This is a genomic window from Paenibacillus sp. J22P277, from assembly GCF_059383675.1.
Window position 1 is genome coordinate 480,766 of the sequence record NZ_JBXENS010000001.1, and the last position, 13,011, is coordinate 493,776.

Annotated in this window: 16 protein-coding genes; 6 read left to right on the forward strand and 10 right to left on the reverse strand. The window is 57.4% G+C overall.

Going from position 1 to position 13,011, the window contains the following annotated elements; translation table 11 throughout:
• Position 1 precedes the first annotated feature (1 nt).
• The 3 genes from spoIIIAB to AC50YL_RS02555 all read right to left on the reverse strand — a co-directional run bounded on the left by spoIIIAB (position 2) and on the right by AC50YL_RS02555 (position 1,912).
• The gene (gene spoIIIAB / locus AC50YL_RS02545) at positions 2-520 is read right to left on the reverse strand and encodes a stage III sporulation protein SpoIIIAB (RefSeq protein WP_494829058.1); all 519 of its coding nucleotides are present in this window, start codon (positions 518-520) and stop codon (positions 2-4) included.
• The gene (spoIIIAA, locus tag AC50YL_RS02550; RefSeq protein WP_494829060.1) at positions 513-1,523 is read right to left on the reverse strand and encodes a stage III sporulation protein AA; all 1,011 of its coding nucleotides are present in this window, start codon (positions 1,521-1,523) and stop codon (positions 513-515) included. The genes spoIIIAB and spoIIIAA overlap by 8 nt, the downstream gene beginning before the upstream one ends.
• Before the next feature lie 122 nt (positions 1,524-1,645).
• Positions 1,646-1,912, reverse strand: coding sequence for a YqhV family protein (locus AC50YL_RS02555; RefSeq protein WP_161740758.1), 267 nt, complete (start codon positions 1,910-1,912; stop codon positions 1,646-1,648).
• 297 nt (positions 1,913-2,209) lie between these two features.
• On the opposite strand from AC50YL_RS02555, the gene comA reads away from it, so the two are divergent.
• The 3 genes from comA to AC50YL_RS02570 all read left to right on the forward strand — a co-directional run bounded on the left by comA (position 2,210) and on the right by AC50YL_RS02570 (position 4,531).
• Entirely contained in the window at positions 2,210-3,055 is an 846-nt protein-coding gene (comA, locus tag AC50YL_RS02560; RefSeq protein WP_494829062.1) for a phosphosulfolactate synthase, read from the forward strand.
• Positions 3,056-3,264: 209 nt separating this feature from the next.
• Complete coding sequence (locus tag AC50YL_RS02565; protein ID WP_494829064.1) at positions 3,265-3,969, forward strand: 2-phosphosulfolactate phosphatase; 705 nt, start codon at positions 3,265-3,267, stop codon at positions 3,967-3,969.
• A 97-nt stretch (positions 3,970-4,066) separates the two neighbouring features.
• Complete coding sequence (locus AC50YL_RS02570; RefSeq protein ID WP_494829066.1) at positions 4,067-4,531, forward strand: DUF441 domain-containing protein; 465 nt, start codon at positions 4,067-4,069, stop codon at positions 4,529-4,531.
• Between the two features lie 129 nt (positions 4,532-4,660).
• On the opposite strand, the gene AC50YL_RS02575 is transcribed toward AC50YL_RS02570, so the two are convergent.
• The 5 genes from AC50YL_RS02575 to AC50YL_RS02595 all read right to left on the reverse strand — a co-directional run bounded on the left by AC50YL_RS02575 (position 4,661) and on the right by AC50YL_RS02595 (position 8,843).
• Positions 4,661-5,914: an aspartate kinase gene (locus tag AC50YL_RS02575; protein ID WP_494829068.1), complete on the reverse strand. Its 1,254-nt coding sequence runs from the start codon at positions 5,912-5,914 to the stop codon at positions 4,661-4,663.
• Between the two features lie 159 nt (positions 5,915-6,073).
• On the reverse strand, positions 6,074-6,631 hold the full coding sequence (gene efp, locus AC50YL_RS02580) for an elongation factor P (protein WP_494829069.1): 558 nt from the start codon (positions 6,629-6,631) through the stop codon (positions 6,074-6,076).
• A gap of 73 nt (positions 6,632-6,704) precedes the next feature.
• On the reverse strand, positions 6,705-7,781 hold the full coding sequence (locus tag AC50YL_RS02585; protein WP_494829071.1) for a M24 family metallopeptidase: 1,077 nt from the start codon (positions 7,779-7,781) through the stop codon (positions 6,705-6,707).
• 4 nt (positions 7,782-7,785) lie between these two features.
• Positions 7,786-8,235, reverse strand: coding sequence for a type II 3-dehydroquinate dehydratase (gene aroQ / locus AC50YL_RS02590; protein ID WP_494829072.1), 450 nt, complete (start codon positions 8,233-8,235; stop codon positions 7,786-7,788).
• Between the two features lie 83 nt (positions 8,236-8,318).
• Positions 8,319-8,843: a YqhR family membrane protein gene (locus tag AC50YL_RS02595; RefSeq protein WP_494829073.1), complete on the reverse strand. Its 525-nt coding sequence runs from the start codon at positions 8,841-8,843 to the stop codon at positions 8,319-8,321.
• Positions 8,844-9,090: 247 nt separating this feature from the next.
• On the opposite strand from AC50YL_RS02595, the gene AC50YL_RS02600 reads away from it, so the two are divergent.
• Both AC50YL_RS02600 and AC50YL_RS02605 read left to right on the forward strand, forming a co-directional pair.
• Positions 9,091-9,981 (forward strand): DUF1385 domain-containing protein, encoded by an 891-nt coding sequence (locus AC50YL_RS02600; protein WP_494829777.1) that lies wholly within the window; start codon positions 9,091-9,093, stop codon positions 9,979-9,981.
• 58 nt (positions 9,982-10,039) lie between these two features.
• Positions 10,040-10,342, forward strand: coding sequence for a hypothetical protein (locus AC50YL_RS02605; RefSeq protein ID WP_494829075.1), 303 nt, complete (start codon positions 10,040-10,042; stop codon positions 10,340-10,342).
• A 76-nt stretch (positions 10,343-10,418) separates the two neighbouring features.
• Here the strand turns inward: AC50YL_RS02605 and mntR are convergent, their stop codons facing one another.
• Complete coding sequence (gene mntR, locus AC50YL_RS02610; RefSeq protein ID WP_161740777.1) at positions 10,419-10,847, reverse strand: transcriptional regulator MntR; 429 nt, start codon at positions 10,845-10,847, stop codon at positions 10,419-10,421.
• 225 nt (positions 10,848-11,072) lie between these two features.
• Between mntR and splB the strand changes: the two genes are divergently transcribed.
• A complete protein-coding gene (gene splB / locus AC50YL_RS02615) occupies positions 11,073-12,134 on the forward strand; it encodes a spore photoproduct lyase (protein WP_494829778.1) in 1,062 nt (353 codons plus the stop codon).
• A gap of 162 nt (positions 12,135-12,296) precedes the next feature.
• On the opposite strand, the gene AC50YL_RS02620 is transcribed toward splB, so the two are convergent.
• Positions 12,297-13,010: a cytochrome c biogenesis CcdA family protein gene (locus AC50YL_RS02620; protein ID WP_494829077.1), complete on the reverse strand. Its 714-nt coding sequence runs from the start codon at positions 13,008-13,010 to the stop codon at positions 12,297-12,299.
• Position 13,011 lies beyond the last annotated feature (1 nt).

Consider the following 13,011-nt stretch of genomic DNA (forward strand, 5'->3'; position numbering starts at 1 on the left):
ACTAAAGAATCAAAATGACGATAAGCGCCGCCGTGAGAACGCCTAAGCTTCGCCACATTTTCACGTACCGCACGCCATCGAGCCGCGCCGCGTCCTCTTCGAAATGCAGCTGCTGCACGGCAAGCTTCAGATGCTTCATCTGATCCTCGCGGTCGCTGATGCCCAGATTATGGCCCAGGCGAATCAGCGCCGTTTGTTCCGGCTGCCGCATCGCCGTATGCGGCCAAGCGTCCACTACCGCGGCTTCCCAGCTCTCCCGGAAGGTGAGCTCTCCCCCGCCCGACAGCCTGCCGTTCACCGCCCGCAGCAGCGAGGCCGCCGGCTCGGGCACATGCGCTGCGCACCTGGCGATCGCTTCCGGCAGCGGCGTGAAGCCGTAGCCGATCTCGGTTTCCAATCGCTGGAGCGCATGGATCAGCTGGCGGATCTGATTCGGGCGGGCGACGTAACGCGCCGCTTGCAACCAGCCGATCATGGCGCCGGCGAACAGGATAAGCGCCGCCCCGATGAGCTTAACCATGGCCTCCGCCCCCTTTCGACGCTGTCGGCTCGCGGGCCGCCGGCAACCGGAATGCCGCCGATACCGGGAAGACCCGCGCGGTTAGCCCGCCTCCGCCGCGCTGCAGCTGCGCGCAGAGCTGAAAGGCGCCGGCCTCCAGCAGCTTCCCGAGAACGGGACGGGCACGGGCGTCTTCGAGATCCAGCGCATGGGCCGTGGCGATGACCGCGACCCCGGCATGGCTGGCATCCAGGATTGCCGCGGCATCCTCGTCGCGGCCGATCTCGTCCACGATGAGGATGTCCGGCGACAGGGAGCGAAGCATCATCATCATGCCTTCCGCCTTGGGACAAGCGTCCAGCACGTCGGTGCGCGGACCGACGTCGAAGGTCGGCACTCCCCTGACGCACGCCGCGATTTCGGAGCGCTCGTCGATGATCCCGACTTTCCTGCCGGGCCAGCCGTTCGCCGACGGATGACCCCAGTCTCCGCTGCTGGCCGCCCGTGCCAGATCCCGAACGAACGTCGTTTTCCCTTGCTGAGGCGGGGCGACGACGAGCGTGGACAACAGCGTCTGCCGCTTATGGTCCAACAGCTTCGGCAGCAGCCCGGCCGCCGCGCCGACCACTTCCCGCGCGATCCGCACGTTGAACGCCGCAATATCGCGGATGCCGCGGACGCTGCCGCCTTCGAGCACGGTTCGGCCGGCCAGTCCGATCCGATGGCCGCCGGCGACGGTGATGTACCCGCGCCGCAGTTCTTCCTCCATCGCGTACAAGGAATGGTTCGTGACCCGCTCCAGCAGCTTGCGGCAGACCTCCGCGGACGGCTTGTACGCTCCTTCCGGATGCGCGAGCGGTTGACCGGTCCGCGACAGAAACCAGAATCCCCGCGACGTGCCGATTTCCAGTGGCCGGTTCTCCCGGATGCGGATCTCTTCTACTTCTTCTTTCAATGATTCCGGTAATCGGCTCACCACTTCGGCAAGCTCGGCAGGCAGTAAATGCTGCACTCCTGTAAGCATTCGGCATTCCCTCCCGGCTTTCGATCTTGGCTGCCTTGCGGCTTTCCTGCTAGATTGCTAGAGTGATGGACTGTCCATCTTTGTTCCCATTGTATGCGGACAAGCCGCCGCATATGCCTAATCTACTTTTTGAGCGCGCCTATCAAAATGCACGCCACGCCGCCGACGATCCAGAGCATTTTGCCGAACGACAGTTTATCCGACAGACCGACAAGCCCGATCGTCGTCGTCGAAATCAAGACGAGCGGCCCCACCAGCGCCAGGGAAGAGTTCACCACGAGCGCCTTGTCGATCTGATTCAGACGCAGCATGAGTAGCGCCGCCATGATTTCGAGCGTCCCGGAGAACATGCGAATCGTCGCCATGCTGAGTACGATTTTGTTAAGCATGCCAATCCCTCTTTTCCAATTTGATGCTGAACCGACGCGGCTGCCATAGCAATTCCGCTCTATTACAATCTATGCGGGCCTGTCTCTCTTTCATTCGTATAAAATGGGCGCATCCCGGACACCCTTCGCACCGTCTCTGGGCGCACTGCATATATTGCTCGGGTGGCAAGAAGAAAGGGCTGGCGCCTTCCTTGCAAAAGGCGGAGCGAGCTTCTTCCCTCATGAATCTCGGGCAAAGCAGCCGAACTTATCCGCTTGCCGGAATTCAAGGATACGAATGGATAGCGAGGAGATCGAATGAAATCAATTTCTCAGGCGGCTTGGCCTGCCGCATTGCAGGATCCGAGCGGCCAACGCGAAACGTCGGGCGGACCGGAAGCGCAGCGAATAACCGGCCGCGGACAGACGATGGTCATCGACAAAGGACTGGGACGACATGCGTTCGCCGATCTGATGGAAACGGCAGCCGGTTATATCGATTGCGTTAAATTCGGCTTCGGAACGGCGCCGCTCTATCCAACGGACCTGCTGCTTGCCAAAATCGAGCTGGCCAAACGCTGCGGGCTGACCGTCATGCCCGGGGGAACGCTGCTCGAAACGGCGGTCCAACAGAACGTCGTGCCCGCGTTTTTCAACACGGTGTGCCGACTCGGCTTTAACGGAATCGAAGTCTCCGACGGCACGATCGAGCTCGATCGTAAGCTCCGCACCGAGCTTATTCAGGAAGGCATCCGCAACGGCCTGAAGGTCGTCACGGAGTATGGGAAGAAGCTGACGGGCTCGCTCGTCGACGCCAACGAGCTGCTGCTCACGGCGGAAGTGGATTGGTGGGCCGGCGCGGACATGGTGACGATCGAAGCCAGGGAATCCGGCGTCGGGGTCGGCCTGTTCGACCGCAACGGCGACTGCGCGCAAAACGCGCTTGAATCCGTCAGCGCCACGCTCGGCGATATCAGCCGGATCATGTGGGAGACGCCGCTGAAGCAGCAGCAGGTTCAAATGTTGAAGACGTTCGGCGCCGATGCGAATCTCGGCAACATTCAGCCGTCGGAGGTCCTCTCCCTGGAGACGATGCGCCGCGGCCTCCGTTCGGATACGTTTCATTTCGGCGAGCGGGTCGAACCGTTCGTGTATATGATTTAAAGCTTGGCGCAAAGCAGGCTGCGCAACGGAAACGTCTTCCGATCGCTGTTGTACCCCTGAATTTTTTGAACTTGGATTGCTTACATGTGAAATTCGGGGTACAAAAGCGAACGCTAACGCTTCTTCAGACTGTTTCCGTCTGCTCCGCCGCTTCCAAGCCAAGCTTTTAAATCCGTGGGGATAGCAATTAGGAAGGAAGCGTTAAAAGCATGCAAATCGAAGTCATTTCCAGCGTCAACGAAGCGCAGGCCGACCGGTTCGCGCACCGGACGGTCATCGTCATCGACGTGCTCCGCGCCACGAGCACGATCGTCGCCGCGCTCGAAGCGGGAGCCGCCGGGATCATGCCCGTCGAAACCGTGTTGGAAGCGCGGGCGCTGCAGTGCAGCGGCCATCTGCTGGCGGGCGAGCGGTTTTGCCGCAAGATCCCCGGGTTCGACCTCGGCAATTCGCCGGAAGAATTCACGGCGGACCTCGTGCGCGGCCAGCGCATCGTGCTGACGACCACGAACGGAACCCGGGCGCTGCACAAGGCGATGCGCGCCGATTACGTGCTTGCCGGCTGCCTGAACAACGCCGCCGCCTGCGCGCAGTCCGCCGCCGAGCTTCGCCGCGACATCGTGCTTCTCTGCGCCGGCAGCCATAATGAATTCGCGCTGGAAGACGGCCTGTGCGCCGGCCTGATCATTGGCGAGCTTCAGGGAATCAGTCCCTCCGCGGTCGAGATGAACGATCTCGGCGCCGCGATGCTCGGCTTGTACAAAAGCAGCGACGGCAAGCTCCGCGAGCTGCTGCTCGGCAGTACGACCGGCCGCAGGCTGATGAAGAACGGCAGCGTCCGGGACGTGGATCACTGCTGCCGGGTCAGCGTCAGCGCCATCGTGCCGCGGCTGCAGGGCGACATGCTCGCCTAACGATAGACATAACGGGAAGGCTTGTTCCATACAATGGAGTATGGACGCTCCATCAACTGCATGGAGGCGGTGACAACGATTGAAGGGGTCAACAAGCATGAGCGGGGAAGTCGTACTAGTCGTGCTGATCATTATCGGGTTAATCGGCCGCTCCCCGATTATTTCGACGGCAGCCTGCGTGTTATTGGTTGTGAAGCTGATTCATCTGGAGCGGTTCTTGCCGACTATCGAACGAAGAGGCTTGGAGCTCGGCCTGCTGTTTTTGACCTTCAGCGTGCTCGTCCCCTTCGCATCGGAAAAGATCAGCACCAAGGATATACTCGGCGTCGTCACCTCTTGGCCGGGCATACTTGCCCTGACGGGCGGCGCCATCGCCACCTTCGTCAACGGGAAGGGACTCGAGATGCTGAAGCTCGATCCGCAGCTGATCGTCGGACTCGTGATCGGTTCGATCTTCGGGATCGTCTTTCTTCGGGGCATTCCGGTCGGCCCGCTGATGGCGGCCGGCATCACCGCGATTTTGTTCAAGCTGTTCAGCTTTATCGGCGGCCGGTTCTTTTAAGGCTGCAGCTGCTTGGCGCCGCGCAAACACAAAGAAGCCTCCGTCCGCGTTGAGCGCGGGCCGGAGGCTTCTTTAATGCTTATATTCCAAATGCGTATCTTAGACAGACATCGAGATCGGGCGAAAGGATTAACGTCGATCCTGCGGGCCGCCGACGAAGACTTGCTCCGCCGTATCCAATCCGTAGGCGCTGTGAAGCGCGCGCACGACTTCCTGCGCGGGTTCCGCGGCAATGATCACGGACAGGCGAATCTCGGAGGTGGTCACCATTTTGATGCTGATGCCGAGGTCGTAAATCGCTTTGAACATTTTCGCGGCGACGCCGGGGTTGCTGACCATGCCCGCGCCCACGATGGAGACTTTCACCAGGTTCTCCTCCGAGGTGACTTCGCGGTAAGGCACTTCCTCGCGAATGCTTTCGACGACGGCGATCGCTTTTTCCTTGTCCGTCAACGAGATCGTAAAGGCAAAGTCGGCTTTGCCTTCCTGCGTGCCGCTTTGCACGATGATGTCGACGTCGATGCCGTTCGACGCCAACGCGCCGAATACTTTGGCAAGCACGCCGGGGATGTCTTCCACACCCAGAATACTGATGCGCGCCACGTTTTTGTCATAGGCGATGCCGCGAACGACCATTCCTTGTTCCATAACCGCTTCCTCCTTTACGATCGTGCCTTCGTTTTGCGTAAAACTGGAACGTACGACGAGCTTCACGTTGTAGTTTTTGGCATATTCGACCGCGCGCGGGTGAAGCACGGCCGCACCCAAATTCGCCAATTCGAGCATCTCGTCGTACGAAATCTCGTCGAGCTTCCGCGCGCACTTCACGATTCGGGGATCGGTGGAGTAGATGCCGTCCACGTCGGTATAAATTTCGCAAACGTCCGCATTGATCGCGGCCGCGAGCGCCACCGCCGTCGTGTCGGAGCCGCCGCGGCCGAGCGTCGTGATCTCGCCCTCTTCCGTCGCGCCCTGGAAGCCGGCGACGATCACGGCATGCCCGCTCGCGATCGCATCGAAGATCCGCTTCGGCTGAATGTCGGTAATGCGGGCTTTGCCGTGCACGGACTCCGTCTCGATGCCCGCCTGCCAGCCGGTCAGCGACGTCGCTTTATAGCCGAGCGCGTCGATCGTCATCGACAACAGCGCGACCGATATTTGTTCGCCTACCGTCAGCAGCATATCCATTTCGCGTGCCGGAGGATTGGCGTTCAGAAGCTTTGATTGATCGATCAAATCGTCCGTCGTATCTCCCATGGCCGAAACGACGACAACGACATCGTGACCAGCCTCTTTATTATCGGCAATTCGCCTTGCAACCCGCTGCATCCGCTCTGTCGAGCCTACGGAGCTGCCGCCGAACTTCATTACTATCAACGACACCGCTCATCCACTCCCACGAAAGTTCTAGTGTAAAAGTCATAGGTTGTAATGTTTCATCAAAACAAGATTATAGCATACCCGCACTGTTTTGAATACGACAAAAACCGCCCAGCCTAGGCGGCCAAGCGGTTTTCGGGCGATGCTGCACGCTGTCCGAGCCTAGGCGCGGGAGATATAATGTCCGTCGCGCGTATCGATCAGCAGCACGTCGCCTTCGTTGATGAAGAGCGGAACTTGCACGTTCAGCCCGGTTTCGAGCGTTGCGTTTTTCGTTGCGCCTTGCGCCGTGTTTCCTTTGACGCCCGGCTCGGTTTCCGTTACTTTCAGATCGACGCTGTTCGGCAGCTGGATGCCGAGGATTTCGCTGTTGTAGCTGGAAATGTTCACGGTCATGTTTTCTTTCAGGAAGTTGATCTCCCATTCCAGTTGATCCTTGTCGAGCGTGAATTGGTCGTAGGTTTCGTTATCCATGAAGGAGTACTCCGCGCCGGAGTTGTACAGATATTGAACGGCACGGTTCTCGATGTTCGCTTTGCCGATGTTTTCGCCGGCGCGGAACGTTCTTTCGACCGTGTTGCCGTTGCGGAGGTTCTTCAGCTTGGAACGCACGAATGCCGCGCCTTTGCCCGGTTTAACGTGCTGGAAATCGATAACGGTAAAAATATCGCCGTCCACTTCGACGGTTACGCCTGTTTTAAAATCATTTACTGAAATCACTGCAGATTCCTCCTAGAATTGGTTGCCAAGCGCTCGTTTGCGGCCGGCAGGTCAGATTTGATTTAAGTTTAACTCATTCCAAAATGAACAAGGTCTTCGGAGATGAGGTTAACAACGAAATTCCGTCGGCGGTGATGACGATGTCGTCCTCGATGCGGACGCCGCCGAAGCCCGGCAGGTAAATGCCCGGCTCGACCGTCACGGTCATGCCGGGTTCGAGCACGGTCGTGCCCGCCATCGAAACGCGCGGCGCCTCGTGAATTTCCATGCCGAGACCGTGCCCCGTGCCATGGCCGAATTTGTCGCCGTAGCCGTGTCGCGTGATGATGTCGCGCGCGATCGCGTCGGCTTCCTTGCCCGTCATGCCGGGTTTGATGCCGGCCAGCGTCGCAAGCTGGGCTTCCAGGACGATGGCGTAGATTTCGCGGTGGCGGTCCGTCGGCTTGCCGACGACGATCGTCCGCGTAATGTCCGAGCAATAGCCGTTGTAGTAGGCGCCGAAATCAAGCTTCACGAATTCGTTCGAGCCGATGACGCGATCGCTCGCGACGCCATGCGGCAGCGCGGAACGCTCACCCGACGCGACGATCGTATCGAACGATGTCGAGGTCGCGCCTTTGCGGCGCATGAACGTTTCCAGCTCGAGCGCCACGTCGCTCTCGCGCAGGCCGGGCTTAATAAAGGAAAGCATGTGCTCGAACGTCTCGTCCGCCAATCGGCAGGCGTCCCGCATAATCGCAAGCTCTGATTCATCCTTGTACATCCGCAGTCCTTCGATCACGCCCGATACCGGCACGAGCTTGATCTCGTCGCCTAATGCCGTGCTCCAAGCGGTATACTCGCTGAACACGACGGTGTCTTGCTCGAAGGCCAGCTTCTTGACGCCTGCCGATACGGCAAGCTCCTTCACGGTTTCGATCCATTTGGCCGCGTGCTCCACGACGGTAAAATCCACCGCCTGTTGCGGCGCCTGCGTCATATACCGAAAATCGGTCAACAGCCAGCTGTCGCTCTGCGAAAGCAGCAGGACGCCGGAAGAACCGGTAAATCCGCTTATGTATCTGCGGTTAACGGCGTTCGTGACGAGAATCGCGTCCGCGCCGAGATGCCCCAGTTTCTCTCTCAAGCCCGCTATGCGTGCAGCCGTCATTCCATCACCCTTTTTCATTATCGTTGAGATGCTGTACGAGCGCAGTCAGTCCAAGCACGTAGCTTTGCGGCCCGAATCCGGCGATTTGGCCAAGCGCCGCCGGCGCGATGACCGATACGTGGCGGAACGCTTCGCGTTTATGGATGTTCGAGATATGCACTTCGACGACCGGCAAGCCTACGCTGCCGAACGCATCGCGCAGCGCGTAGCTGTAATGCGTGAACGCGCCCGGATTGATGACGATGCCGTCTTCCGTCCCGTATGCCTCATGAATGCGGTCGATAAGCGCGCCTTCGTGGTTGGACTGGAAGAACGAAACGCGAATGCCTAATTCGTCTGCCTTCCGCTGCACCAGCGCTTCGATGGCCGGCAGCGTCATCGAGCCGTAAACGCCAGGCTCGCGGATGCCGAGCATGTTGAGATTCGGCCCGTTCAATACAAGAATCGAAGTCATGAGATGCCCTCCCGGCGCATAGATCATTAGCCATTCTACCACAAAAACCTATGCTTTGAGAAGTGCCGGGGCGGCCGGCCCTCTTAGTGCGCGCCAGCCGGTTCGCGGGACGCTTCGTCGGTATATTCGAAGGCGATCGTGTAGCCGATAAACAAGCCCCAGACGAGAAACAACGCGCATTCCGTGAAGATCGTATCATACCCGATCTTGTTGATGGGCTGGAACAATCCCAGCGCCGGACCCGCCAGAAGGAACAGCACCGCCCACCAGAACAAGCCGTAAAACAAGCCCGGCCACGGTCCGGCGATCCGGCCGAGCAGCAGCTTGTACAGCAGCGCGGCTAGAATCGAAAATACGATAAAAAAGCCGATGCCGAGCAGATGTCCCCAACTCGTCTTCAGGAACGACTGCCGGAAGAACGGATCCGCCAGAAATCCCGGCAGCACTTTCGTGAAATGAATGATGTACAGCAGCCAGCGCACCAGTCCCCAAATCAAACCGGCAAAAAAGCCCAGCTGCAGGCAGTACGCGAAAGGATTCGTATCGGTCGTTCCGTTGTACTCGGTGCGTTTTCCTTGCTGTTCGCGGTCCTTCGGCGAGTTGCGCATCGACATTCCTCCGTTGATCATACATCAGTTTAGGGAGCCAGCATTTAGTATGCGCAGCGGAACGATCTCCAAAACCATCCGGGCGCGTCCGGTAAAGGATCCCGCTCGCAATGTCGTGTAGAATCAAGTACAATGAGAGAGAAATCGATTTTACTAGAGAACCTACGTCAATCTAAAGGATGGTGATTCGCCCTTGTCGCAAAGCACGCAAAACATTTATGGCGGACAGGCCGTCATTGAAGGCGTCATGTTTGCGGGAAAAAACGCGAACGTTACCGCAGTGCGCCGCAAAAATAACGAAATCAAGTTCTACGAAGTCCCGCGCAAAATCACGCCTTGGATACAAAGGCTGAAAAAAATCCCGCTCGTCCGCGGCGTTGTCGCCATTCTCGAATCGAGCGCGAAGGGTTCGCAGCATCTGAATTTCTCCATGGAATCGTACGCGGAGGACGAGCTCGAAGACGATAAGGACGGAACGATCGCCAAATCGCAAGAAAAAGAAAAAAAAGGCTGGAGCCTGAGCATGATCGTCGGCGTGGCCGTCGCGGGGATCATTTCCTTCATCGTCGGTAAATTAGTATTTACCGTCGTGCCCGCTTTGATCGAACAATTGATCTTTGGACATGCGTTCAAGAATATAATAGTACACAACCTGTTGGAAGGAATCATCAAGATCCTGTTCCTTCTCTCGTATCTATACATCATCTCGCTTACGCCGTTGATCAAACGTCTCTTCCAATATCACGGCGCCGAGCATAAAGTAATAAGCGCTTACGAAGCGGGAGCGGAGCTTACCGTCTCGAACGTGCAACGCTTTACCCGGCTTCATTATCGCTGCGGAAGCAGCTTCATCGTATTTTCCGTGCTCGTCGGCATCGTCGTGTATTCTTTCTTTCACTGGGATTCGCTATGGGAACGGGTTTACTTGCGCGTTCTTCTGCTGCCGGTCGTCCTCGGATTCTCCTATGAAGCGCTTCGCTTCACGAACGCGCTTCGGGATCTGCCGGTGCTTCGCTTCCTCGGCTATCCCGGCCTGTGGCTGCAGAAGCTGACGACGAAAGAGCCGACGGACGAACAAGTAGCGGTCTCCATCGCATCGTTCAACCGCGTGCTCGAATTGGATCGTCAGCATTCCTAATCGCTTTAAGCATCAAGCTTCAAACAACCTTGATTCGGGAAGGAAGGGTGAGCGCGTCATGCCTCGTAAACTGAGTCTGCCAACCATCATCATCCTATCGCTTGTCGTCATCGGCCTTGTCTCGCAAACGATCAGCAATCCCTATCAGCTTCTTATTCCGGTCGCGGTCTTCGGCGTAATTTACTTGCTCTACAAGTTTCCGCCGGGGGTTGCGGCCGCCAAAGCGAAGCCGCAGCAGCGGTATAAAGCAAGCGCTCGCAAAGACCAGCAGCAGGCCAACCGGACAAAAACCCGCAAGAACATGCCATTCCGCGTGATCGAAGGCGGCAAGGACGACGATGACTTGCCTAAGTATCATTGAAAGGCGTTAAAGACGAAGAAGGGGCTTTCCAAGTACCGCATGGCGACATGCGTTTTGGAAAGCCCCTTCTTCTTTGTCATGCTTCTTCGGTGTTCAGTTCGGAGTGGATGGATTTAAACGCTTCCAGTCTCTCTGGTTCTCTCCGGAAAAACTCCACCAACGTCTCGATGCACGTAATGGAATCCCAACTCAAGTGATGCTCGATTCCTTCGACATCCTTGTAGATGTTCTCTTCCTGCACGCCGATCACGGTCAGGAACGATTCCAGCAGATGATGGCGCTCCATCAGCCGCTTGCCCATTTTTTTCCCCTTGTTGGTCAGTACGAGACCGCGGTACTTCTCGTAGATCAAGTACTGGTCCTTATCCAGCTTCTGGATCATCTTCGTGACGGAAGACGGATGCACTTCCAGTCCTTCCGCGATATCGGAGACACGGGCATAGCCCTTCTCATCGATCAATTTATAAATGCGTTCCAGATAATCCTCCATACTCGGAGTCGGCATTGAACAACCTCCATTTCACCAGCATCCCGTACGAACGGATTCCTTTCGCGCGTCGGGTCTGCCGGCAGCTTCGCCGTCCGCGCTCACTCTTAGTATCATACACTGCCTGCCCCCATGCCGCAACCCGCGCCGGCCCACTTAACTTTCCATGTTTGCGGCCGCGCTTCTTTTCCCAAACTACCCGTATCCCGAACGAACCCAAGGAGGCCTGCAGCCATGAGCATCATGACGCCCGAGCATTCGACACGGCAAAAACGCGTTCACGAATCGTTCATACCTGAACTCGTTTATTTCGAACCGGCATCCCTCGACTATCCAAAAGGAAAGAAAATCATGGAATGGGTCAAGGCCATGAATATCCCTTACCTGATGACCTCCTCCCACAACCGAATCCTGAATTTCCCAGGCGAGACGGAGTCGGAGCAATACAAGATCGCCAAACGAACCTTGGTCGTCGGCATCCGCAAAACGCTGAAATTCGATACGTCGAAGCCGTCGGCGGAATACGCCATTCCGATCGCGACCGGCTGCATGGGCCATTGCCATTATTGCTACCTGCAAACGACGCTCGGCGCGAAGCCCTATATTCGCGTCTATGTCAACATGGACGATATCCTGGCGGCTGCCCAAGGCTATATCGACGAACGGATTCCGGAAATCACCCGGTTCGAAGCCGCCTGCACGTCCGATCCCGTCGGTTTGGAGCCGATATCCGGCAGCCTGAAGGAGCTGATCGCGTTCATGGCGGATCAGGAATACGGCCGGCTCCGATTCGTGACCAAATTCCATTATGTCGACTCTCTGCTCGATATCAAGCACAACGGGCATACGCGGATTCGTTTCAGCGTCAACGCCAAGTACGTGATCAAGCATTTCGAGCCGGCTACCTCGCCATTCGAGGAACGGATAGCAGCGGCGGCCAAAATCGCCGGCGCCGGGTACCCGCTCGGCTTCATCATCGCCCCCATTATCTGGCACGAGGGCTGGCAGGAAGGCTACGCCGAGCTGCTGGACTCGCTCGCCAAGGCGCTGCCGAAGGAAGCCTCGTCCAATCTCACGTTCGAGCTGATCCAGCATCGGTTCACGAAGACGGCGAAGAACGTCATCGAGAAGCGTTATCCCCGGACGAAGCTCGAGATGGACATCGAGAAGCGCAAATACAAATGGGGCCGTTGGGGACAGGGCAAATACGTTTACCCCGATGAACAAGCAGAAGCGCTCCGCATGTTTATCTCGGAGCGCATCTTTGAGCATTTCGAGGATGCGAAGATCGAATACTTCACTTAGATGCTAAAAGCATACTGCGTATGCGAAAACATCTTCCGATCGCTGTTGTACTTCCGAATTTCTCAATTTGGAAACCTTTATCGTTGAAATTCGGGGTACGAAGGCGAACGCTAACGCTTCTTCAGACTGTTTTCGCCTACTCCGTCAAAACTTCGCCCGCATCTAAAACTTCATGAACTCAGGGGTCACGGAGTTCAGCCAAATGGTGATTTTGGTCATTTGGTCCGTGAAGAGCAGGATGCCCATCAGGAGCATGACGGCTCCGCCGATTTTCATCATGAGGTTGGAATAGCGCACGATCCAGCGCGTGGATCCGATGAAAAACGCCAGGACGAAGAACGGAATGGCGAAGCCGAGCGCGTAGGCGGTCGTCAGCTCGAACCAAGTGCCCGGCTCGGATGCCGCGAGCAGCAGGATGCTTGCCAGGATCGGTCCCGTGCAGGGCGACCAGCCCGCGGAGAAGCCGATGCCGAAGATGAACGAAGCCAGGTATCCGGACTTTTTCATGCGCAACGGCATCTTCATCTCGCGGAGAAGCACTTTAGGCTGAATCAATCCCACCAGGATCAAACCCATCAAAATAATAAACACGGCCGACAGCTGGCGGATCAGATCCGAGTACTTCGAGAACTGCTCCGCAAAGGCGTTCGTGCCGTAGCCGAGCGTATAGTATACGATCGAGAATCCGAGTATAAAGAACAGCGTGTGGCTCATCGTGCGAATTCGCACTTCCCTGCCGGGATGCTCGCTCTTGAGGTCGGCGACGGATACGCCGGTTATGTACGACAGATAAGACGGGTAAAGCGGCAGGCAGCACGGCGAGATGAATGATGCGATCCCGGCCCCGAACGCCGCCCATACCGTTACGTCAGACATG

Coding starts and splice junctions, on each gene's coding strand:
- spoIIIAB (WP_494829058.1), bottom strand. CDS start 520: ATGGTTAAGCTCATCGGGGCGGCGCTTATCCTGTTCGCCGGCGCCATG.
- spoIIIAA (WP_494829060.1), bottom strand. CDS start 1,523: ATGCTTACAGGAGTGCAGCATTTACTGCCTGCCGAGCTTGCCGAAGTG.
- AC50YL_RS02555 (WP_161740758.1), bottom strand. CDS start 1,912: ATGCTTAACAAAATCGTACTCAGCATGGCGACGATTCGCATGTTCTCC.
- comA (WP_494829062.1), top strand. CDS start 2,210: ATGAAATCAATTTCTCAGGCGGCTTGGCCTGCCGCATTGCAGGATCCG.
- AC50YL_RS02565 (WP_494829064.1), top strand. CDS start 3,265: ATGCAAATCGAAGTCATTTCCAGCGTCAACGAAGCGCAGGCCGACCGG.
- AC50YL_RS02570 (WP_494829066.1), top strand. CDS start 4,067: ATGAGCGGGGAAGTCGTACTAGTCGTGCTGATCATTATCGGGTTAATC.
- AC50YL_RS02585 (WP_494829071.1), bottom strand. CDS start 7,781: ATGACGGCTGCACGCATAGCGGGCTTGAGAGAGAAACTGGGGCATCTC.
- aroQ (WP_494829072.1), bottom strand. CDS start 8,235: ATGACTTCGATTCTTGTATTGAACGGGCCGAATCTCAACATGCTCGGC.
- AC50YL_RS02595 (WP_494829073.1), bottom strand. CDS start 8,843: ATGCGCAACTCGCCGAAGGACCGCGAACAGCAAGGAAAACGCACCGAG.
- AC50YL_RS02600 (WP_494829777.1), top strand. CDS start 9,091: ATGTTTGCGGGAAAAAACGCGAACGTTACCGCAGTGCGCCGCAAAAAT.
- AC50YL_RS02605 (WP_494829075.1), top strand. CDS start 10,040: ATGCCTCGTAAACTGAGTCTGCCAACCATCATCATCCTATCGCTTGTC.
- mntR (WP_161740777.1), bottom strand. CDS start 10,847: ATGCCGACTCCGAGTATGGAGGATTATCTGGAACGCATTTATAAATTG.
- splB (WP_494829778.1), top strand. CDS start 11,073: ATGACGCCCGAGCATTCGACACGGCAAAAACGCGTTCACGAATCGTTC.
- AC50YL_RS02620 (WP_494829077.1), bottom strand. CDS start 13,010: ATGTCTGACGTAACGGTATGGGCGGCGTTCGGGGCCGGGATCGCATCA.